Raw genomic sequence first — 19,852 nt, 5'->3', positions numbered from 1 at the left:
GGAATGCGCGATGAAGAGGTTCACGCCGGCGTTGCTGGCCGTTGGCGTGCTATGGAGCGCCAATGGTCAAGCCATAGAACTCGAGCAGCGGCACGCTGAAGCACTGTTGCAGCGGATGTGCTCGCGGTGCCACGCAGTCGGCCGGACCGGCACGAGCCCGAACAAGGTGGCGCCCCCGTTTCGCCGCCTCGGCGAGAACAAGCTCTACGATCCCGATTTCATGCAGCGCCTTCAGGACGGCTACAGCAGCATTCACCGCTTCATGCCGACGTTTCGATTCGGCCGCGACGACGCCGAGGCCGTGGTAAACTATCTCAGGGCGATTCAGGAGCCGCAGAAGCCGAAATAGCCATCGGCCTTGCTGGAACCATCCCGGGTCGGATCAAGTTGCGGACGAGCAACCGCGCCTCAACCGAACACGTTTACCATGTCGTCAACCACGATCGTGCACGCCGACGGCCTGCCGCAGCCACAGCGCAACCAGGCGGTCCTGACCATTGCGCTCGGCATCATCATGGCCGTGGTCGACAGCGCCATCGCCAACGTCGCGCTGCCGACGATCGCGGCCGACCTCGACGCGAGCCCGGCGTTCTCGATCTGGATCGTCAACGGCTACCAGCTCGCGATCACGATCTCGCTGCTGCCGCTGGCTTCGCTCGGCGAGATCGTCGGCTACCGCCGCGTCTACCTGGTGGGGCTGGTGCTGTTCACGCTCGCGTCGGCCTTCTGCGCGCTGGCGCATACGCTGCCGCTACTGACGATCGCGCGCATCATCCAGGGCTTTGGCGCGGCCGGCATCATGAGCGTCAATTCGGCGCTGGTGCGCTTCACCTACCCGCGCAGCCAGCTCGGCCGCGGCATCGGGCTCAACGCCCTCGTGGTCGCCTTCTCGGCCGCGGTCGGCCCGACGCTCGCCGCCGGCATCCTCGCGGTTGGAAGCTGGCCCTGGCTGTTCGCCATCAACGTCCCGCTCGGCGTGGTGACACTGGTAGTGGGCCTGCGCAGCCTGCCGCACACCAAGCCCGCGAGCCATTCCTTCGACTGGCAGAGCGCGGGGCTGTCCGCGATCACCTTCGGCGTCGGCATCGCAGCGATCGACAGCGTCGGTCACGGCGAGGCAGCGCTCACCTGCCTCATCCAGTTCGCCGTCGCTCTCGTCGCCGGCGCGCTGCTGATCTACCGCGAGACCCACATGGCCTCGCCGCTGCTGCCGGTCGACCTGTTGCGCATCCCGGTGTTCGCGCTGTCGATCGCGACCTCGATCGCCTCGTTCTGCGGGCAGATGCTGGCCTTCGTCGCGATCCCGTTCTACCTCCAGAGCCGCTTCGGCTATTCGGCGGTGCATATGGGCCTCTTGATCACGCCGTGGCCGATCGCAGTGGCGTTCGCGGCCCCCCTCGCCGGCCGCCTGGTCGAGCGCTATCCGGCAGGCCTGCTCGGCGGCATCGGCCTCACGCTGTTCGCCTGCGGGCTCGGCGCGCTCGCCCTCCTGCCGGCGGCCCCGACGCCGCTCGACGTGATCTGGCGGATGGCGCTGGCCGGCGCCGGCTTCGGCCTGTTCCAGACCCCCAACAACCGCACCATGATCGCGGCCGCCCCGCGCGAGCGCGCCGGCGGCGCCAGCGGCATGCTGGGCACGGCGCGGCTGCTCGGCCAGACCACCGGCGCGGCGCTGGTCGCGCTGTTCCTCGGCCGCTATCCGATCGAGGGAACGAGGATCGCGTTGCTGACCGGCGTCGGCTTCGCGCTCTGCGGCGCGGCGCTGAGCATGTTGCGGCTGTCGCCCGCGGGCGCGCGCGGCGCCGAGCAGGTTCGCGTGCAAGACGATCAGCGCCTGCGCGGCGATTGATGCCTGACGGGCATGATGGTGGACAAACAAAAAGGCCGGCTCTTCAGCCGGCCTTTTCAATTCATCGCGTGCAGATCAAGCCTTGACCAGCGGGCTCTTGGTCGGGCCCTTCGAGCCGCCGGGGCCGCCCGGCTTCGACTTGCCCGGCGGACGCTTGCGGGCACCCGGGAGCTTCTCCTGCTTCGGCGTGACCGGGCCCTCGACGAACTCGAAGCCGATCTTGTCCTTGGTCTCGTCGGCCTCGTCCTTGACCAGAACGACGCGGACATGGCCGCCACTCTTGAGCTTGCCGAACAGCACCTCGTCGGCCAGTGGCTTCTTGATGTGCTCCTGGATCACGCGAGCCATGGGACGTGCACCCATCTGCTCGTCGTAACCATGCTGCACCAGCCAGGTCTTGGCGGGCTCGGACAGCTCGATGGTGACGTCGCGATCGCCGAGTTGCGCTTCGAGCTGAAGCACGAACTTCTCGACCACCGTACCGATCACCTCGACACTGAGATGGCCGAACGACACGACGGCATCGAGACGGTTGCGGAATTCCGGCGCGAACTGCCGGTTGATCGCCTCGTGGTCGTCGCCTTCCCGCTTCGAGCGCGTGAAGCCGAACGCCTGCTTGGCGAGATCGGACGCGCCTGCATTCGTGGTCATGATCAGGATCACGTTGCGGAAGTTGACCTGCTTGCCGTTGTGGTCGGTGAGCCGGCCGTGATCCATGATCTGGAGCAGGACGTTATAGAGATCGGGATGCGCCTTCTCGATCTCGTCGAGCAGCACCACGCAATGCGGATGCTGGTCGACGCCATCGGTGAGCAGGCCGCCCTGATCGAAGCCGACATAACCGGGAGGTGCGCCGATCAGGCGCGACACGGTGTGGCGCTCCATGTATTCGGACATGTCGAAGCGCAACAGCTCGACGCCGAGCGATGCCGCGAGCTGCTTTGCGACCTCGGTCTTGCCGACGCCAGTCGGACCCGAGAACAAATAGCAGCCGATCGGCTTCTCCGGCTCGCGAAGGCCGGCTCGCGCCAGCTTGATCGAAGCGGCGAGCGACTCGATCGCCTTGTCCTGGCCGAACACGGTGCGCTTCAGGGTCTGCTCGAGATGCTTGAGCACCTCGGCATCGTCCTTCGACACGCTCTTCGGCGGGATCCGCGCCATCGAGGCGATCGTGGTCTCGATTTCCTTGATGCCAATGGTCTTCTTGCGCTTGTTCTCGGCGACCAGCATCTGCGCCGCGCCGGATTCGTCGATCACGTCGATCGCCTTGTCCGGCAGCTTGCGGTCGTGGATGTAGCGCGAAGAGAGCTGCACCGCGGCCTCGATCGCCTCATTGGTGTATTTCAGCCGGTGGTAGTCTTCGAAATACGGCTTGAGGCCCTTGAGGATCGCGATCGCGTCCTCGACCGTCGGCTCGTTGACGTCGATCTTCTGGAAGCGCCGCACCAGCGCGCGGTCCTTCTCGAAGTGCTGGCGGTATTCCTTGTAGGTGGTCGAGCCCATGCAGCGGATGGTGCCGGAAGCGAGCGCGGGCTTGAGCAGGTTCGAGGCATCCATCGCCCCGCCCGACGTCGCGCCCGCACCGATCACGGTGTGGATCTCGTCGATGAACAGGATGGCGTTGGGATGCGCCTCGAGCTCCTTCAGCACCTGCTTCAGGCGTTCCTCGAAGTCGCCGCGATAGCGCGTGCCGGCGAGCAGCGTGCCCATGTCGAGCGAGAACACGGTCGCAGCCGCCAGCACCTCCGGCACCTCGCTGTCGACAATGCGCTTGGCAAGGCCCTCCGCGATCGCGGTCTTGCCGACGCCGGCCTCGCCCACGAACAGCGGATTGTTCTTCTGCCGGCGGCACAGCACCTGGATCGCGCGGTTGATCTCGGAATTGCGTCCGATCACCGGATCGATCTTGCCGTCGCGCGCCTTCTTGTTGAGGTTGACGCAATAGGTCTCCAGCGCCTCGCCCTTCTTCTTGGCGTCCTCGCTGCCCTTGGTCTCGGTCTCCTCGTCGACACCGCGCACCGGCCGCGCCTCGGAGACGCCCGGCCGCTTGGCGATGCCATGGCTGATATAGTTGACGGCGTCGTAGCGCGTCATGTCCTGCTCCTGCAGGAAATACGCGGCATGACTCTCGCGCTCGGCGAAGATCGCGATCAGCACGTTGGCGCCGGTCACCTCTTCGCGGCCGGACGACTGCACGTGGATCACCGCGCGCTGGATCACGCGCTGGAAGCCTGCAGTCGGCTTGGCGTCGTCGGCGCCGTCCGTCACCAGGTTCTCGAATTCGGTCTCAAGATAATTGACGAGGCTCGCACGGAGCTTGTCGAGGTCGACGCTACAGGCGCGCATGACGGCGGCTGCATCGGAGTCGTCGATCAGGGAGAGCAAAAGATGCTCGAGCGTCGCGTATTGGTGATGACGCTCGTTTGCGATCGCCAGTGCACGATGCAGGGATTGTTCAAGGCTTTGGGAAAAAGTCGGCATTCGCGTCCTCTATGGCCCCCACCATCATGATCGTCATCGCCCGGTCAGGCAACAACAACCTTTGTCACATATAGTTATACAAAATCGCGGCGAAAGACCGGTTCCGCGACTCAGGCGGCTGCACAGCTGCGGTATTTTTCGATGCAAAACCCGTTCCGACTTGGGCGCGATCGGCACCGGTCCGGAATTCCGTAGTTTTGCCGTCTGCAACGAACATCGCGCGCAGACATCACGCGGCAATCACACTGCGACATGCACGAGAACCGGCTTCGAACGCGCCGTAACGTGTCCTACTTCTTTTCCATCACGCATTGCAGCGGATGCTGGTGCTTGCGAGCGAAATCCATCACCTGCGTCACCTTGGTCTCGGCGATCTCGTAGGTGAACACGCCGCACTCCCCGATCCCGTGATGATGGACGTGCAGCATGATCTTGGTCGCGGCCTCGGCGTCCTTCTGGAAGAATTTCTCCAGCACATGAACGACGAATTCCATCGGCGTGTAATCATCGTTCAGGATCAGCACACGGTACAGATTCGGCCGCTTGGTCTTCGGCTTGACCTTGGTGATGACGGACGTGTTTGGCGCAGAGGGACCGCCGGAACGGTTCTCGTCGTTGCTCATCCGGGGAGCGTGGGCGGCGGTGGCCGCGGACAGATCTGGTCTGGAAGACAGTTGCGGCATGGCTCAGGCGTTCAAATTCCCCACGGAAGCGTATGACGGTTCGCCGCGCAGCCCCGACCTTCGGAGCTTCGCACAGGCGCACCGCCTTGTTGGATCGCCGCTTCCAACCGGTCCGGCCCAAGCCGGATCGGCTTCACCGAATATGGGCCTGCCCCCGGCTCGCCGCAAGCGTGCGACGGCTCGGCCGATGCGGCCACGGCGGTCCCGATTCCCGGGTCCGGGCGATCCCTGCCAAGGTTAATCAATCCGGACCGATTTGACAAAAACTTCCGCCCCGCCCGTTTAGAAGATGTTGACCAGGAACCCGGCCCGGAAGGCGGCTGCGGCGGTTTCGCGCGGGCTATCTCCGGTTTTCTACGGACCAATTTACCCTGCGTTCAATGGCGTGGCGCGAAAACGGGCAAAGTCACAGATTTCGGGGATCGTCATGTCTCGCCTGCCCCTCGTCAACCATATTGGTCGACACCTCGCCCGGTTTGCAGCGGCCGAACAAGGCAATATCGCCGTGATCTTCGGCATCGCGCTGCTCCCGGTTTTGAGCTTCGTCGGAGCCGCGGTCGATTACAGCCGCGCGGTCCAGGCTCGTTCCGCGATGCAGGCGGCCCTCGATTCCACGGCGCTGATGGTCTCCAAGGATCTGTCGTCCGGCACCATCACGACGTCGCAGATCAGCACCAAGGCGCAGGCTTATTTCACCGCCCTGTTCACCGCCACCAACGCCCTGCCGTCGGTCAGCATCGCGGCCACTTACACCGCAAGCACCAGCATGGGCTCCACGATCCAGGTCAAAGGCACCGGCACCTACACGACCACCTTCATGAAGGTCGCGGGCTTCCCGACGCTCGACGTCGGCGCCGATTCCACCAGCGCCTGGGGCCTGGTGCGCATGCGCGTCGCCTTGGTGCTCGACAACACGGGGTCAATGGTGAAGGACGGCAAGATGGCGGCGATGCAGACCGCAGCGAAGAGCCTGGTCGACCAGCTCAGTGCGCTCGCCAAAACCAGCGGCGACGTCTACATCTCGATCGTTCCGTTTGCCAAGGACGTCAACGTCGGCGCCAGCAACAACAGCAAGTACTGGGTCGATTTCAGCGATTGGGACGCGGCCAACGGCAGCTGGAGCTGCACGTCAGGCAGCAACAACAACTGCAACAATTGGAAGTGGACACCGGCCAACCACGACACCTGGACAGGGTGCGTGGTCGACCGCGACCAGGATTACGACACCAAGAACACGACGCCCACGAGCGGCAATGCGGGGACGCTGTTCCCGGCCGAACAGTACTCCTACTGCAACACCGGCAGTTCGTCCTATCTACAGCCGATCATGCCGCTGAGCTACGACTGGAGCTCGCTCAAGAGCAGGATCGACGACATGAAGCCCACCGGTAACACCAACCAGGGCATCGGCCTCGCCTGGGGCTGGATGACGCTGTCCACCGGCGATCCCATGAATGCGCCGGCCAAGGACACCAACTACACCTACAAGGACGCGATCGTGATCCTTTCCGACGGCCTGAACACGCAGAACCGCTGGTACAGCAACGCCTCGCAGATCGACGCGCGGCAGAAGAAGCTGTGCGACAACGCCAAGGCTCAGCCCAGCAACATCACGATCTATACGGTGCAGGTGAACACCGGCAGCGACCCAACCTCCAGCGTGCTGCAATATTGCGCGAGCGGCACCGACAAGTTCTATCTGGTGACGAAGGCAGATCAGACCGTCTCGGTGTTCAAGGACATCGGCACGTCGCTGTCGAAGCTGCGCGTGGCGCGCTGAGACCGCCCCCCGCGACAAACAAAAAAAGCCCGGCTGCTTCAGCCGGGCCTTTGATTCCAGGACGCCCAGGAAACGTTAGCTGGCGGCCGGCGTGAACTTCGACACGATGGTCTCGACCGGCTTGAACGCCTGCTTGGCGAGGTCGCTGTAGAGGCCGGCGATCTTCTGCGATTCCGCGACGAAGGTCTCGTAGGCGGAACGGGCGAAATCGGTCTGCGCTTCGACGGCCTTGTCCAGCGACTTCACGCCGGAAAGCTTCTCGACGAAGGACTTGGTGTCTTCGAACGACTTCTTGGTGTAGTCGCCATAGGCGCTGGCGATCGCCTGGAGGCCGTGCTGCACCGTGGTCGCGGAGGCGACGTACTGCTCGAAGTGCTCTTTCCCGTAGCTCTGAAAGTCTTCAACCTTGAACATTTCGGAATCCTTTTCCCTAGCTCTCGTCGGGAAGCCCCGGCTCCCTGACTCTGCTCACAATTAGTGCAACGCACAAAAAAGTCAAGAATCTTGTGCGTCGCACAAAAATGCATGCAAATTCGCGGAGATTTCCGGGGTTTCCCGCAATGGTTCCTTAAGCTTTTGGAAACCGCAGCGCCCTACCTTGATTCCCTGGACGTGTTCAACTTCCACAAGCGGCCAAAAGCCGTTGGAGAACATCACCTTAGCCAGAACAGCGGCTCGGGCCCAACGTCCCCCGCGGCGGACACCTGCGGAGGGGCAGCTTGAGCAGGTAATGATCCCGGGTCCGTTGGGCACAATTTTGCCTCACGAGCCGGTGATCAAGTCAGAAACGGGGACGGGGTTTCATGCTTCGTAAAAACTTGTCTTCCTCGCGCTTGGCGCGGGTTGGCGTTTTTGGGCTTCTTACGGTCACCACTGCAGTCATCTTCACCACCGATGCTGCCGAGGCGCGGCGCCACCGGCGTCACTACGCGCACCACCGCGTGCAGCGCGATGTGTCCGAGAGTTCCAGCCCGAAATTCGCGTCGATCATCGTCGACGGCAATTCCGGCTCCGTGCTTCAGGCAACGAGTCCCGACGGGATCCGCCATCCCGCCTCGCTGACCAAGATCATGACGCTCTATCTGCTGTTCGAGCGCCTCGAGTCCGGCAAGATGAAGCTCGACACCGAGATGCCGGTGTCGCAGCACGCCGCCGATCAGGATCCGACCAAGCTGAACCTGCGTGCCGGCCAGACCATTCGCGTCGAGGACGCGATCAAGGGCCTCGTCACCCGCTCCGCCAACGACGCAGCCGTTGTGATCGCGGAAGCGATTGGCGGCGACGAGGACGACTTCGCCCAGATGATGACGCGCAAGGCGCGTTCGCTCGGCATGTCCAAAACGGTTTACCGCAACGCCAACGGCCTTCCCAACGACGAGCAGGTCACGACCGCGCGCGACCAGGCCACGCTCGGCCGCGCCATCCAGGAGCGCTTCCCGCGCTACTATCGCTATTTCGCGACCTCGACGTTCAACTGGCGCGGACAGTCGATCCGGAACCACAATCATCTGCTCGGCAATGTCGAGGGCGTGGACGGCATCAAGACCGGCTACACCCGCGCCTCCGGCTTCAATCTCGTGACCTCGATGCGCCGCGGCAACCGCCACCTGATCGGCGTGGTGCTGGGCGGCCGCAGCGGCGGCTCGCGCGACGCCATCATGCGCAACCTGCTCGCGGAGAACCTCGACAAGGGCGCGACCACCCACACCGTCGCCGCGGTCACCGAGCGCAACGTCTCCGACGCCGCTGCCGAGGTCGCCGATGCGTCGGATACGGCGGCCCGCTCCGCTCCGCAGGTCCAGGCTGCGGCCGCTCCTGCCCCCGAAGCAGCCCCGTCGCGTCTCGCCGCGCGGCTGTCGACGCTTGCGGCTGCGACCGCCGCGGTGCCGCCGGCTCAGCCCAGATCCGAAGCCAACAAGCCTGAAGTTCGGCCGACTGAATCCAAGATCGAGCCTGCGCCGCTTACCAATGGCGTGATCTCGAGCCAGCCGCTCTCGATCATCCCCGGCTCGTCCGAGCCGATGAAGCCGGTCCGGGTCAAGACCGTCCAGGTCAAGGCCGGCGCGGTGAAGGTCGCCTCCGCCGCCCCGGCTCAGATCGCACCGCAGGTCACGAGCACGATTGCGCCCCGCTCCGACGTCGCCGAAACCTCCGGTGCCGTCGTCGCCCGCGCAGACCTCATCAACAGGCCCGAGATCGCCAGCCAACCGGAAGCGCCGAAGGCCGAGATCGCCCGTACCGAGCTGCCGCGGCAGCCGGCGGGCTTCGGCACCGGCAACGGCATCCTCGGCGTATTGCCGGCCGCAACCGCCGCAGCACCCGCCCCGGCCGCAGCGAAGCTCGCCTCAGCCGACCCGACGCTGCAGCCGATCCAGATGAGCGCCACCACCAGGCCGGTCGTCACCCACAGCGGCTGGATCGTCCAGGTCGGCGCGCTCGAGAGCGAGAATGAAGCCCAGCAGCGCATCGACGCGGCGCGCAGCTCGGCCCGCGGCCTGCTCAGCAAGGCCGACCCGTTCACCGAGCCGGTCGTCGCGAAAGACAATCGCAAGCTCTACCGCGCCCGCTTCGCCGGGCTCGACCGCGACCAGGCCGAAGCCGTCTGCCGCGCCCTCAAGCGCGCCGATATCTCCTGCATGACCGTCCGCAACTGAATTTCGCACCGCTCCAACCAAAATGCCCGCGCCTTGCGCGGGCATTTTCATTTTCGGGACGCGGTGACCGACGAGGCTGTTCCACGACAACCTCTCGTCAAGGATTTACGGTTAAAACTTTACGCAAGGGATCGACCACGCCGACAATGGCGGGCATCGGGGCGACGGCAAACAGAGCGAGCGGGGCTCACACGGGACGAGCGTTTGTAGCGTGGTGCCGGAGTTAGCCGTTATGCGTGCGAAGCAGAGTATCCTTGGCCTCGTTTACACGGGCAGCGAGATACGTCGAGCCCCCCTGGTCGGGATGCAGTTTCTTCATCAGGGACTTGTGAGCACGGCTGATGTCGTCACGCCCCGCCCCCGGCTGCAGGCCAAGGATCTGATAGGCCTCCTCCGTCGTCATTTTGCCGCTCGCCACCGTGCGGCGCTGCCCCCCTGCCGCGTCGCCCTGCGCGTTCTGACGCCAAGCGGGAAACCGGCGGTCCAGATAGCTTTCAAGTAGGGCCACGCTCTCGGCGTCGAACGCCGGGACCATTGCCAGCAGGGCTGCGAGATCGAACTCATCGAGATCGCGCCCGGCGTGAGGCCCGGCGACGATCCGGCCTCCGAGCTGGCCAGAATCGTGATCGAGCCGCATATCCAGGAATGGCGAGCGCACGCGCGAGGTCTGACCGGCCGGGCGCGTCGCGCCTCCGCCGAACAGCCCGCCGATATTGCCGAGGCCGGCGTTTGCCAGCGGTGTCCAGCCCAGGAGCCCGGCGCCGAATATCCCGAGCGGGATCGCCACCACCAGTTCGCCCCGCAAGCCCGTGAACGCTGCGACAGCCAGCGCCACCACGCCGCCACCGAACCTGATCGCGCGTGCCAGCACGGCCGGATTGGCCGAACGGAACATCTGGAGCAGCAAATAAAGGGTGATAACGGCGATAGCACCGGCAATCAGGGTCATGGCCGGAATATAGTCGGCCTATCGTCAAAAAGCATCGTATCCTTGTCCCCCGCAGACCGCGCCAGCGCTACTTCATCTGGCCGATCAGCCTGGCCGCGCCACCGGCGGTCTTCGCCAATTGCAACAGCGCCTCGCGTCCGCCGGCCGCATAAGCCGCGGCTGCGCGCAACAGCTCGCGCAACTGCGCCGCGGCGCCCGGATCGAACCGGCACCAGGCACCGCCGGTCAGGCGCGCGATCTCGCGAAAGGCCTGCTCAGCCACCGCGTCGTGGCCTTCCTGAAATACGAACACAGGCACCTTGAGCATGCCGAGCTCGCCGGCCTTGGCGCAGAGCTCGTCGACGTTCTCCTCCATGGCGTCGCCGACGAAGACAACGGCGCGCACGCCGGATGCGACCGCCTCGCGCCGCGCCTCGCTCAGCACCTTGCCGATCTGGGTGTCGCCGCCACGGCAATCGATCTTGCTCATCAGCGCCGCAAGCCTGGCGCTGTCGGAGATCCATCCCGTGGCGCGGCACTCGTTGAAGCCGCGATAGTAGACGAGCCGGATGTCGAGACTGCCGAGCGCGGCGGTCTCGCGGAACATGTCGGCCTGAAGCGCGCAGGCCATGTCCCAGGTCGGCTGCCGGCTCATCGTCGCATCCAGCGCGAAGATCAGCCTCCCCTTTGCACCGGGAGCATGCGGTGACAGCGCGCGCGCGTTTGCGACGAAGGCGGCGATGTCCTCCGAGGTCGAGGTCCCCGCCTGCGGCACCGCGCCGCCTGGTTGCGCCGAGACGGCATCGCGGCCGCGCGGTTTGATGGGTTCGCCCGACATCCCTTGACCCTGCGTGAGCGGCTAATGTGGTCAGCGCGTGCAGCCCGGTCAATGTGCAAAGCCCCCGCAGGCGGAAGCCGGCGGAGGCTTTGAAAATCGGTACCGACGACGAGGGAGACGTCAGCTCTTGGCAGGCGCCATCAAAGCGACCGGCCCGGGCTCGAGAATCTTGGGCGGGGAGGATTGCGTGTCGACCGGCCCCACTTCGCTGTCGGTCGCGCTCAGGAACTTGTCGAGCATGCCCTGGATCGAGTTCTTGGCGGCGTCCGGACCGGTGTCGCGCATGTCGTTGTGCTGGAATTCGGTCTTCACGACCTGGATGCCGGCCTTCTCGCATTCCTCGTCGGTCGGAATCACGCCCGCGTCGGCCTTGAACTGCGGATCGGTGGAGCGGAACGACAGGATCTTGAACTTGCCGGCGGTGACGAAGGGCACGCGAAGATTGTCGAGCGTGACGACCTTCTTGACCTCATCCGGATACTGCTTGGCGAAATACATCGTGATGTCGCCGCCCATGGAGTGACCGACCATCGTCACCTTGTCGTAGTCGGCGTTGGGCTGAACCTTCTTCATCTCCTGCATGGCGAGATGGATGTTGGCGACGCCGCGCAGGATCTGCGGCAGCCGGCCGACATAGATCTCGCCGGGCTTGGTCACCATCGGAGGATCGGTCGGCAAATCATGCTGCGGGCTGACGACGAGGTAGCCGCGCGCAGCGAAAATGTTGGCGAGGAAGCCGTACTCGGTGTTCTTGACGGTGTTGCCGTGGTTGATCACGGCGACCGGCATCGTGATCATGCCGGCATTGGCCTGCATTTCCTTGTCACGACGGATCGCGATGTCGACGGGCACCGCACGGTTGTCGCGCGAGGCATCGTAGAAGGTGATGGTCTCGTGCCTGATTGCCCACTTGCTCGCCGTGAAATAGGCGACGCCGCAGAGGGCACTGACCGAAACCAGAACGGCAATTCCACGCTTCATTTTCGTCCTCAGCCTCAGGCTCTTGCGGCCTGAATCCCTGTTGAAAATCGTGTTCTTCCGGAGCTCTTCGGCCCCTGGTCGCCTATTCCCTAATATATGTCACAGCCGCGTGACAGGAAGGCCAAATATTGTGAACTGGCAGCCCTTTCATTGTGCGGCGCACACGTTTCTTGGGCATTCCGCTTTCATACGGCTACGTCAGGGTGCACGTCACCATCCGACGCAACCTGTCTCGATCGGGTTCACTTTTGCAGTAAACGCAGGATGAAAACGGCCGAGCGCAGGCTCGGTTCCCACGGAGACCGGCCGCTTTGATCGGCTGGAAGTAGCGATATACCGCTGCCTCAAGCGCCGAGGATGTCGTGAACCTCGAGCGGCTTGTCGACCTGATTGAACCACTCGGCGCGGTTGGCCGCGCGGCGGCGTCCGCGCTCGTCGAGGGGGAGCTTGAGCTGGCGGAGCAGGCTCGTCACCTCCTCCCGCGCGGTGAGATGGCCGAGATTGGGCCGCATGCCGAGCGTGGCCTCGTCGATCTCGTCCAGCGCGGTCAGGCCGCGCGGGAAGAACTCGCGATAGACGACGCGTTCGGCGAAGCCGTCGACATAGCGGAAGCCGAGCCGCAGCGACAAATCCTTCAATCCCTCGGCAACGAGCTGCTTGTTGCGGGAGCCGAGCATCGACAGGCGGTTGCGCACGACGATCCAGTCGGTGGTCGCGCCGTCGAGCTGGCGGCGCTTGCGCCTGACATCCCGCACCATCTCGGCGTAGTGGCTCTCGCCCGTCACCGCGTAGTTGGCGGGATCGACGGTGCCGAGCACATCGAAATCGAGGAAGCTGTCGTTGATCGGGGTCACCAGCGTGTCGGCCATCGAGTGCGCGAGCCGCATCAGGTAGCTGTCGGTGCCGGGCGTATCGATGACGATGAAGTCGAAACTGCTCTCGACCGCCGAGACCGCCTCCATGAACTGAAGGAACTCCGAATTCTCGTTCTCGGCGACCTGCATGGTCTCGCCGAGCTTGATGCAGCGATGCAGCGGCAGTTCGAGGTCGAGTTTGGTGCGGCGCGCCCAGGCGGAACGGTTGTTGATGTAGTGAGTAAAGCTCTGCTGGCGGCAGTCGAGATCGATGGTGGCGACGCGCTGGCCGGCTTTCAGAAGCGCGACTGCGATGTGCAGGGCGGTGGTCGACTTGCCGGAGCCGCCCTTCTCGTTGCCGAGCACGACCACATGCGCCGAGCCGGACTGGCCTTGGCTAGCTTGCACAAGCATCGCGATCCTCAACACCCCTAACGAATATCTTCGAGTTGGCCGCGTCTGCGGTCAAGTGAAATGCGTGACAGGCAATACAAATCGCGACGTGCCGTCCTTCATCATGAATCGCTGCGCCACTTTGCGTCTGTGATCCAGCCCACAATGTCGCGACCTGCTGCGTGGCTTTGCGCGGGATGCTGTGCCGCATCCGGATGCATGGCGTCCACGATCGCCGCTTGTTAAGGTTAGCCTGCCGGGCGCCGGGACGCGCCCGCCGATTCCCAACCCGTCGAGTTCTGATGTCACGCAGCCCCTTGATCGCCCGCACGGTCCCCACCTTGCGACGCGCCGTCGACAATCTTCGCAAGCGAAAGGCCACGATCGCGCTGGTCCCGACCATGGGAGCGCTCCATGACGGCCATGTGTCGCTGGTGCGCCTGGCCAAGCGGCGCGCGAGCCGCGTCGTGGTGTCGATCTTCGTCAACCCGACCCAGTTCGCTCCGACCGAGGATTTTGGCGCCTATCCGCGAACCTGGAAGGCCGATCTCGCCAAGCTCGCCGCCGAGGACGTCGATATCGTCTGGCACCCCGGCGCCGAGGCCATGTATCCGGAAGGCTTTGCGACCCGCATCGTGCCGGAGGGACCGGCGCTGGCCGGCCTCGAGGACCGCTTCCGCCCGCATTTCTTCGGCGGCGTCGCCACCGTCGTCGGCAAGCTGTTCACGCAGTGCCGGCCGGATGTCGCGATCTTCGGCGAGAAGGATTTTCAGCAGTTGCGGGTGGTGGCGCAGATGGCCCGCGACCTCGACCTCGGCGTCAAGGTGATCGGTTCCCGCACCGTGCGCGAGCGCGACGGGCTCGCGATGTCCTCGCGCAACGTCTACCTGTCGCCACAGGAGCGGCAGACCGCAACCACGCTGTACCGCGCCATGAAGGAGAGCGCCGGGCGCATCCGCAGCGGCGAAGCGGTCGCGGCCGCAATGACGCGCGGTGCCGCGATGATCACGGCGGCCGGCTTTGAGCTCGACTATTTCGAGGTGCGCCATGCAGCGACCCTGGCGCCTGTCACCTCGCGCAAGGACGGCCCCTTGCGAATCCTGGTCGCGGCCAAGCTCGGCACGACCCGGCTGATCGACAATATCGCGGTGTAACCGCTAAGGTTGATCTTGCGCCTTTGCTCGCCCGGATGGATGATCGGCGCGAGGAAACGGGCCGACCGGCAGGGCATGTCATCCACCAGCGCGAGGATCGTGAGCGGCGTGCTGGCGCTTGTCGCCGCAGGCGCCGTGCAGGCACAGCAGCGTCCGCCGATCGGTGTCTTCGGCTCGCCGCCCGACGCCATGATCTTCTACGTCGCCCATGGCACGGCCGATTCCTGCGGACCGGGGTGTTCCGACTGGATTGCCGCCGAAGGGGCTGTGCAGTGGGACAGCTACAAGCGGCTGATCGCGATCCTCGACCGTCAGGCCGGGCGCAAGCTGCCCGTCGTGATCCATAGCTGGGGCGTATCCAATCTCAAGGTCGCGAGCAGCCTCGGCCGCATCCTGCGCGACCGCGGCCTCGACGCCACGGCCGGGACGACCGAGGTCGCAGCCTGCGTCGGGAAACCGGACGCCGAATGCTTCACGCTGAAGCGTCCGGGCGGACCGCTCGATGCGAAGTTGTCGGTGTCGGATCTGATTTGCGATTTCGCCTGCGTGCTCGCGCTGGCGGGCGGCGTGCATCGCAGCCTGCCGCAGGCCGCGAAGGTGGTGCTGAGCGGCCGCTCCGTCCGGAACCGGCTCGCGGCCAACATCCCGGCTGCGCAGCGCGAGAGCCTGACGGAGTATTTTGGCGAGCAGCACCGAAAATATCTGCACGAGATGGGCATCGCGCCCGATCTCGTCGACATCGTGGATGGCATCGGCGAAGGCGGGCGGCCCATCGTCATACCGTCGTCCGACTGGGCGCGGATGCACATCGTGACGCCCCGGGAATAGCGACTACAACAGCCCGAGATCGCGCAGCTCGCGCCGCATCGGCTCCGGCATCGCCGCGATAGAGCCGGCGGCGGACTTGCCGAGATCGGGCGGCACGGAATCGTCGGCAAGATAGCGCCAGCCCTGGAACGGGCGCATCGGCCGCGGCGACACCGGGATCACCTTCGGCTGCATCACGATCCGGCAGCGTCCGATGCCGTCCTTGTCGCGGAACGGCTCGATGCCGATGATCTTTTCGCGCGCGGCGACCTCGCCCTTGATCACCCAATAGAGCGACCCGCCCGACAGAATCTCGGCGTCGCGCTTGGGCACCATGCGGGTAATGTGGATGTGGTGTTGCGGCAGACCCTTTTTCTTGGCGGTCCGCATCCGTTCGGCGGTCCACTCCTTCAATTCCTTGACGGATTCGCAGCCGACGGCGAGCTTGATCAGATGTAGTGGCATGCCCAAGCATTAGCCGGGCAGCCACGGATTTGGAATGCCGATCTACTCGTTATCCGCAGCCGGGGGAGCCGCGGCCGGCGGCGCGAGCGGAACCGGTGCTGCCGCCGGCGCCCGCGCAGCCTTCGGCGCAGGCGGCTTCTTCGCGGCGGGAGCTGCGGCCTGTGCCGAAGCCGCTGCCGGGGCGCGCGGAGCCGGCGCGGCCGCTGCGTTTGCGGCGGGCGCCGCCTGGCGCGTGGGCGGCTCCGGATTCATGATGCTGATTGGCGGCGTCGACGAGGCACTCGGGAACTCCGCAGCGGTCGGCTTGCCCGTCGGCATCGACGGCGGCAGTCCGGCAAGCGCGGCGGTGGCCGGCAACGATTGCGCCGCTGCAGGCGTATTCCAGGTCGGCGCGTAGCGCGCGACCAGCGTGTCGTAGAGATGGGAATCCATGTTGGCGGCGACCTGCTGCTGATCGGTCAGCGAGCGGAAGGCCGCACAGTCGAACTGCGTGCAGCCGTCGCGCGCGACCAGCACCTGCGCGACCAGACCGTAGCGATCACGCTCCAGCGATCTGCGCAGCACCTTGATGTCGAGCGTCAGGTTCTTCTCGGCGGTCGCGGCATCGCCGAGCGCCATCAGCCGGTCGATCCTGGCCGCGGTGGTGGAGACGGCCGCAGCCGCCGCGTCGGGCGCGCCGAACAGCGCCTTCTCGCAGCCGATGGCCACGGCATCGCCGGCGAGATCGTCGAGACAGGACAGCGCCGGCAGGCTCGCGATGACCGCGGCCTGCGCGCGCGCCTCGGTCGGCGTGGCGTACCCCGCCGGTCCATCGACGCGCACATTGGCAGCCAGCGCCATGGCAATGGCGAGCAGTGAAATGACGGTCAGCGCGCCGTTGGCGACCGACCTCTCGGCGCGCAGCAGCGTGACCAGGAGGATCAGTCCGAAGAAGCCGGCAGCCGCCAGCGTCATCCACACTGGAAAGGCCGGCGAGCGCCAGATTTGGTCGAGCGACGAGGCCCATGCCCAGTTCATGCGCGACGTCCCCTCACGCGAGCAGAGAGCGAATGGTCAAAGCGAGCACCGAGAGTCGGCAACTGCCCCCGGCCCACCTTGTGAAGGTGAAGCGGGCCTTTTGACGGCAGCAGGATACAATTCCCCGGGGACGCGCCAATGCGCGGATAGCGTCGGCCTTCAGGACAGCGCGAGCTGGCTTTCCTTGGCGACGCGTTCGAAGGCTTCGGTCGAGCTCTTGATCCGGTACTGGCAGTCGTCACCATCCGTCGGCAGGAGGCGGATGACCTCATACGAGCCGCTGGCAGCGGGGCGTGCGACGTTGCTGGCCGTGAACAATACGCGCGCGCCAATAGGGAATTTGTGCTTCAACACCCTCTCCATCACTCAAACAACGCCTGCCACGCCCATGGTCCCACTGCGTCGGCCGGCCGGAAACCCGGCGCTATATAGCATGCGGCCTGCCTTTTTGGCCAGCAGTATGCAGCATGGCAAACGTGCCAATTTTGCAGTTATTTCAGAGTGATGGGGCCGGCCAGAGATACCGCTGGAACCGGTTCCTCAGGCGCTATGGGGCAAATGGCCGTCGGGGCTGGCGTGATCCACGGCCTTGGGCAGTTCCTGGGCCAGAATCTGGCCCAGCTGGTCGACCGGGATGTTGTAGCGCGCAGCCAATTGGCGGACGGTATCGCTGCCGAGCACGCTGCGGAGCTGGTCGGCCGAGATCGGCAGGTTCTGGCCGTTGCCGAGCCAGGATTTGACCTGGTCACCGAACCCCGCCTGCTGGAGTTTTGCGACGATCGCGCCGAGGCCGCCCTGATTGTTGCTGCCGAGCACCTCGTTCAGCACGGCCGGCAACACGGCTGCGCCGAGCTGGCCGAGCGCGCTCCGCAGCGCCGGGTTGTTCTCCAGCGAGTCCAGGATTCCCATGACTGTGCCCTCTCCTAGGCCGTAGCTCCGCCACGATTGAGCGCCGCCATGCGGCGTGCCGTCAAGCCGCGCTCAATCACATTCGCGACTACACGTTCTCGAACTTTTCGATGACAAGCGTTTCGGCGAGCCCGTCCCGGGTCCATTCCTGGAACGCCGGCAGCGCCAGCATCGTGTCCATGTAGGCCTTGGTCTCCGGCGTGACCTCGATCGCGTAGGTGCGGAAGCGGTGCACCACCGGGGCATACATCGCATCCGCCGCGCCGAAGCGCCCGAACAGGAACGGTCCATTGGCGCCATACCGGATCCGGCACTCGCGCCAGATCTCCTGCACGCGCGCGACATTGGCCTCGGCGTCCGCCGACAGCGTCACGGGGCGCACCGGGCGGTGCAGGTTCATGCCGCATTCGTTGCGCAGGGCCATGAAGCCGGAATGCATCTCGGCGCACACGGAACGGGCATGGGCGCGGGCGGCGGCGTCGTCCGGCCACAGCTTCACTTCCGGGTAGCGCTCGGCGAGATGTTCGATGATGCTCAGCGAATCCCACACCGTGATGTCGCCGTCGACCAGCACCGGCACCTTGCCGGCGCGGCTGAACGAGATGATCTGCTCCTTGTCCGCGGGATTGTCGGTATAGAGCGGGATCAGGGTCTCCACGAACGGGATGTCGTTGGCGCGCAGCGCGAGCCAGGGCCGCATCGACCATGACGAGTAGTTCTTGTTGCCGATTGCGAGTTTCAGCGCAGCCATGTCATCAGTCCTTCCCGAGACGTCTTGAAACGAGCTGCTTTTAACGCCATCGCCTGCCGCCAATCAATCGTTGCCGCACCTCGCCATGCGTGGCAATCGTTTGCGATCCTCGCCAGGAGACGGACATGAGCAGGCATTGGGTCGACATCACCGCGGTCGGCTTCTTCATCATCGAATGGCTGGTCTACGCGCTGACGCTGGAGCATTCGGCCTATGGCCGCGACAGCCTGTCGGCGCGCATGAACCGCTACCGCGAGGTGTGGGTGCGCCGGCTGCTCGACCGCGACGCGCGCATGGTCGACATGCAGATCATGGCCTCGCTGCAGAACGGCACCGCCTTTTTCGCCTCCACCAGCCTGATCGCGCTCGGCGGCGCGCTGGCGCTGCTGCACGCGACCAACGACGCCATTGCGATTCTGGGCAAGCTGCCGATCGACCTCAGCCCCTCGCCCGCGCTGTGGGAGCTGAAATGCGTCGGCCTCGTCCTGATCTGCGTCTACGCGTTCTTCAAATTCGCCTGGTCGTATCGCCTGTTCAACTATGTCGCGATCCTGTTCGGCGGCATGCCGCCGGCCTCGCTGCGTGGCACGCCCGAGGCCGAAGCCCACGTTATCCGCACCTCGCGCCTGTTCGAATCCGCCGGCCGCCATTTCAACCGCGGCCAGCGCGCCTTCTTCTTCGCACTCGGCTATCTCGGCTGGTTCGTCAGCCCCTGGGTGTTGTTCGTGACCACGGCAGCCGTGGTGATCGTGACCTGGCGACGGCAATTCGCGTCGAGCGCGTGGGCTGCGATGGCCCCGGAAGTGGTGGATGGCGACGTGATGAAGCGCGGTCATTGATCTCGATATCCTCATTGCGAGCGCAACAACAGAAAATCCGTTCCGTCATCCTGAGGTGCGAAGCTTGTGATGCGAAAGCATCGCAAGCGGAGCCTCGAAGGATGCGCGGCCGAGATGCAGCCGGGCCGTCGCCCTTCGAGGCTTGCCCTGCGACTGCGCCGCAGGGCGCGCACCTCAGGGTGACGGTGAGAGAAACGCGTTCGTAGTCTCCACATCGTCGTTGCGAGCAAGGGGCGGCATCGCCGTCCTCCGATGCATATTCCAAACCGCAGACATACCTTCGCATCCTCGCGGCGCAATTCGCCCGAGCTTTGCATGGTCGCTCCGCCCTCTCATCCAAGAGGGCGCAGGGAAGGCCGGGTGCCGGCTGGCACCCGCGGTCCGCTGCGCGAAAAGCACACGCAGAAAAACCGCACAGCAGCATACAGGTGTAGCCAATCACTCGGCCTTCCCTGCGCGATGGTTGGAC

General features: G+C 65.1%; 19 protein-coding genes. 7 read left to right on the top strand and 12 right to left on the bottom strand.

What is annotated here, in order from left to right; translation table 11 throughout:
- Positions 1–10 precede the first annotated feature (10 nt).
- Together JQ591_RS21075 and JQ591_RS21070 are read left to right on the top strand one after the other, a co-directional pair.
- Positions 11–349 (top strand): c-type cytochrome, encoded by a 339-nt coding sequence (locus JQ591_RS21075; protein ID WP_211397919.1) that lies wholly within the window; start codon positions 11–13, stop codon positions 347–349.
- A gap of 78 nt (positions 350–427) precedes the next feature.
- The gene (locus JQ591_RS21070) at positions 428–1,849 is read left to right on the top strand and encodes an MFS transporter (protein WP_211397918.1); all 1,422 of its coding nucleotides are present in this window, start codon (positions 428–430) and stop codon (positions 1,847–1,849) included.
- A 75-nt stretch (positions 1,850–1,924) separates the two neighbouring features.
- Here JQ591_RS21070 and clpA read toward each other — a convergent pair whose 3' ends face one another.
- Both clpA and clpS read right to left on the bottom strand, forming a co-directional pair.
- A complete protein-coding gene (gene clpA / locus JQ591_RS21065; protein WP_211397917.1) occupies positions 1,925–4,330 on the bottom strand; it encodes an ATP-dependent Clp protease ATP-binding subunit ClpA in 2,406 nt (801 codons plus the stop codon).
- Between the two features lie 290 nt (positions 4,331–4,620).
- Entirely contained in the window at positions 4,621–4,953 is a 333-nt protein-coding gene (gene clpS / locus JQ591_RS21060) for an ATP-dependent Clp protease adapter ClpS (protein WP_018455182.1), read from the bottom strand.
- Positions 4,954–5,440: 487 nt separating this feature from the next.
- Between clpS and JQ591_RS21055 the strand changes: the two genes are divergently transcribed.
- Positions 5,441–6,793 (top strand): TadE/TadG family type IV pilus assembly protein, encoded by a 1,353-nt coding sequence (locus tag JQ591_RS21055; RefSeq protein WP_211397916.1) that lies wholly within the window; start codon positions 5,441–5,443, stop codon positions 6,791–6,793.
- Positions 6,794–6,868: 75 nt separating this feature from the next.
- On the opposite strand, the gene JQ591_RS21050 is transcribed toward JQ591_RS21055, so the two are convergent.
- On the bottom strand, positions 6,869–7,207 hold the full coding sequence (locus JQ591_RS21050) for a phasin family protein (protein ID WP_211397915.1): 339 nt from the start codon (positions 7,205–7,207) through the stop codon (positions 6,869–6,871).
- Positions 7,208–7,596: 389 nt separating this feature from the next.
- Between JQ591_RS21050 and JQ591_RS21045 the strand changes: the two genes are divergently transcribed.
- Positions 7,597–9,447: a D-alanyl-D-alanine carboxypeptidase gene (locus tag JQ591_RS21045; protein WP_211397914.1), complete on the top strand. Its 1,851-nt coding sequence runs from the start codon at positions 7,597–7,599 to the stop codon at positions 9,445–9,447.
- Positions 9,448–9,670: 223 nt separating this feature from the next.
- Here JQ591_RS21045 and JQ591_RS21040 read toward each other — a convergent pair whose 3' ends face one another.
- The 4 genes from JQ591_RS21040 to JQ591_RS21025 all read right to left on the bottom strand — a co-directional run bounded on the left by JQ591_RS21040 (position 9,671) and on the right by JQ591_RS21025 (position 13,462).
- Positions 9,671–10,396 (bottom strand): DnaJ domain-containing protein, encoded by a 726-nt coding sequence (locus tag JQ591_RS21040; RefSeq protein ID WP_211397913.1) that lies wholly within the window; start codon positions 10,394–10,396, stop codon positions 9,671–9,673.
- A gap of 67 nt (positions 10,397–10,463) precedes the next feature.
- Positions 10,464–11,213: a VWA domain-containing protein gene (locus JQ591_RS21035; RefSeq protein ID WP_211397912.1), complete on the bottom strand. Its 750-nt coding sequence runs from the start codon at positions 11,211–11,213 to the stop codon at positions 10,464–10,466.
- 120 nt (positions 11,214–11,333) lie between these two features.
- Positions 11,334–12,194 (bottom strand): alpha/beta fold hydrolase, encoded by an 861-nt coding sequence (locus JQ591_RS21030; protein WP_211397911.1) that lies wholly within the window; start codon positions 12,192–12,194, stop codon positions 11,334–11,336.
- A gap of 344 nt (positions 12,195–12,538) precedes the next feature.
- Positions 12,539–13,462, bottom strand: a complete 924-nt coding sequence (locus tag JQ591_RS21025; protein ID WP_007603231.1) for a division plane positioning ATPase MipZ — start codon at positions 13,460–13,462, stop codon at positions 12,539–12,541.
- Positions 13,463–13,743: 281 nt separating this feature from the next.
- Here JQ591_RS21025 and panC point away from each other — a divergent pair, with 281 nt between their 5' ends.
- Together panC and JQ591_RS21015 are read left to right on the top strand one after the other, a co-directional pair.
- Positions 13,744–14,595, top strand: a complete 852-nt coding sequence (panC, locus tag JQ591_RS21020) for a pantoate--beta-alanine ligase (protein ID WP_211397910.1) — start codon at positions 13,744–13,746, stop codon at positions 14,593–14,595.
- Positions 14,596–14,670: 75 nt separating this feature from the next.
- Positions 14,671–15,423, top strand: a complete 753-nt coding sequence (locus JQ591_RS21015) for a hypothetical protein (protein ID WP_211397909.1) — start codon at positions 14,671–14,673, stop codon at positions 15,421–15,423.
- A 3-nt stretch (positions 15,424–15,426) separates the two neighbouring features.
- Here the strand turns inward: JQ591_RS21015 and JQ591_RS21010 are convergent, their stop codons facing one another.
- From JQ591_RS21010 to JQ591_RS20990, 5 genes are all read right to left on the bottom strand, one after another.
- Positions 15,427–15,867 (bottom strand): DUF1489 family protein, encoded by a 441-nt coding sequence (locus JQ591_RS21010; RefSeq protein WP_211397908.1) that lies wholly within the window; start codon positions 15,865–15,867, stop codon positions 15,427–15,429.
- Between the two features lie 42 nt (positions 15,868–15,909).
- On the bottom strand, positions 15,910–16,884 hold the full coding sequence (locus JQ591_RS21005; protein ID WP_211397907.1) for a hypothetical protein: 975 nt from the start codon (positions 16,882–16,884) through the stop codon (positions 15,910–15,912).
- 159 nt (positions 16,885–17,043) lie between these two features.
- Positions 17,044–17,247 carry a hypothetical protein gene (locus JQ591_RS21000; RefSeq protein ID WP_007611353.1) on the bottom strand — a complete coding sequence of 68 codons (204 nt, stop codon included), beginning with the start codon at positions 17,245–17,247 and terminating at the stop codon, positions 17,044–17,046.
- Positions 17,248–17,424: 177 nt separating this feature from the next.
- The gene (locus tag JQ591_RS20995) at positions 17,425–17,793 is read right to left on the bottom strand and encodes a YidB family protein (protein ID WP_211397906.1); all 369 of its coding nucleotides are present in this window, start codon (positions 17,791–17,793) and stop codon (positions 17,425–17,427) included.
- A gap of 88 nt (positions 17,794–17,881) precedes the next feature.
- The gene (locus JQ591_RS20990) at positions 17,882–18,544 is read right to left on the bottom strand and encodes a glutathione S-transferase family protein (RefSeq protein WP_211397905.1); all 663 of its coding nucleotides are present in this window, start codon (positions 18,542–18,544) and stop codon (positions 17,882–17,884) included.
- Positions 18,545–18,669: 125 nt separating this feature from the next.
- On the opposite strand from JQ591_RS20990, the gene JQ591_RS20985 reads away from it, so the two are divergent.
- The gene (locus JQ591_RS20985) at positions 18,670–19,383 is read left to right on the top strand and encodes a DUF599 domain-containing protein (RefSeq protein WP_211397904.1); all 714 of its coding nucleotides are present in this window, start codon (positions 18,670–18,672) and stop codon (positions 19,381–19,383) included.
- Positions 19,384–19,852: the final 469 nt, after the last annotated feature.

It is taken from the genome of Bradyrhizobium canariense, assembly GCF_018130465.1.
Lineage (GTDB): Bacteria > Pseudomonadota > Alphaproteobacteria > Rhizobiales > Xanthobacteraceae > Bradyrhizobium > Bradyrhizobium canariense_C.
This window is presented reverse-complemented; position numbering and strand designations above follow the sequence as displayed.

Excerpts from the sequence above, each read along its gene's own strand:
- JQ591_RS21005 (WP_211397907.1), bottom strand. The coding sequence starts at position 16,884 with ATGAACTGGGCATGGGCCTCGTCGCTCGACCAAATCTGGCGCTCGCCG.
- JQ591_RS21045 (WP_211397914.1), top strand. The coding sequence starts at position 7,597 with ATGCTTCGTAAAAACTTGTCTTCCTCGCGCTTGGCGCGGGTTGGCGTT.
- JQ591_RS21075 (WP_211397919.1), top strand. The coding sequence starts at position 11 with ATGAAGAGGTTCACGCCGGCGTTGCTGGCCGTTGGCGTGCTATGGAGC.
- JQ591_RS21050 (WP_211397915.1), bottom strand. The coding sequence starts at position 7,207 with ATGTTCAAGGTTGAAGACTTTCAGAGCTACGGGAAAGAGCACTTCGAG.
- clpS (WP_018455182.1), bottom strand. The coding sequence starts at position 4,953 with ATGAGCAACGACGAGAACCGTTCCGGCGGTCCCTCTGCGCCAAACACG.
- JQ591_RS21030 (WP_211397911.1), bottom strand. The coding sequence starts at position 12,194 with ATGAAGCGTGGAATTGCCGTTCTGGTTTCGGTCAGTGCCCTCTGCGGC.
- JQ591_RS20990 (WP_211397905.1), bottom strand. The coding sequence starts at position 18,544 with ATGGCTGCGCTGAAACTCGCAATCGGCAACAAGAACTACTCGTCATGG.
- JQ591_RS21035 (WP_211397912.1), bottom strand. The coding sequence starts at position 11,213 with ATGTCGGGCGAACCCATCAAACCGCGCGGCCGCGATGCCGTCTCGGCG.
- JQ591_RS21070 (WP_211397918.1), top strand. The coding sequence starts at position 428 with ATGTCGTCAACCACGATCGTGCACGCCGACGGCCTGCCGCAGCCACAG.
- JQ591_RS20995 (WP_211397906.1), bottom strand. The coding sequence starts at position 17,793 with ATGGGAATCCTGGACTCGCTGGAGAACAACCCGGCGCTGCGGAGCGCG.
- JQ591_RS21040 (WP_211397913.1), bottom strand. The coding sequence starts at position 10,396 with ATGACCCTGATTGCCGGTGCTATCGCCGTTATCACCCTTTATTTGCTG.
- clpA (WP_211397917.1), bottom strand. The coding sequence starts at position 4,330 with ATGCCGACTTTTTCCCAAAGCCTTGAACAATCCCTGCATCGTGCACTG.
- JQ591_RS21000 (WP_007611353.1), bottom strand. The coding sequence starts at position 17,247 with ATGGAGAGGGTGTTGAAGCACAAATTCCCTATTGGCGCGCGCGTATTG.
- JQ591_RS21025 (WP_007603231.1), bottom strand. The coding sequence starts at position 13,462 with ATGCTTGTGCAAGCTAGCCAAGGCCAGTCCGGCTCGGCGCATGTGGTC.
- JQ591_RS20985 (WP_211397904.1), top strand. The coding sequence starts at position 18,670 with ATGAGCAGGCATTGGGTCGACATCACCGCGGTCGGCTTCTTCATCATC.
- JQ591_RS21055 (WP_211397916.1), top strand. The coding sequence starts at position 5,441 with ATGTCTCGCCTGCCCCTCGTCAACCATATTGGTCGACACCTCGCCCGG.
- JQ591_RS21010 (WP_211397908.1), bottom strand. The coding sequence starts at position 15,867 with ATGCCACTACATCTGATCAAGCTCGCCGTCGGCTGCGAATCCGTCAAG.
- panC (WP_211397910.1), top strand. The coding sequence starts at position 13,744 with ATGTCACGCAGCCCCTTGATCGCCCGCACGGTCCCCACCTTGCGACGC.
- JQ591_RS21015 (WP_211397909.1), top strand. The coding sequence starts at position 14,671 with ATGTCATCCACCAGCGCGAGGATCGTGAGCGGCGTGCTGGCGCTTGTC.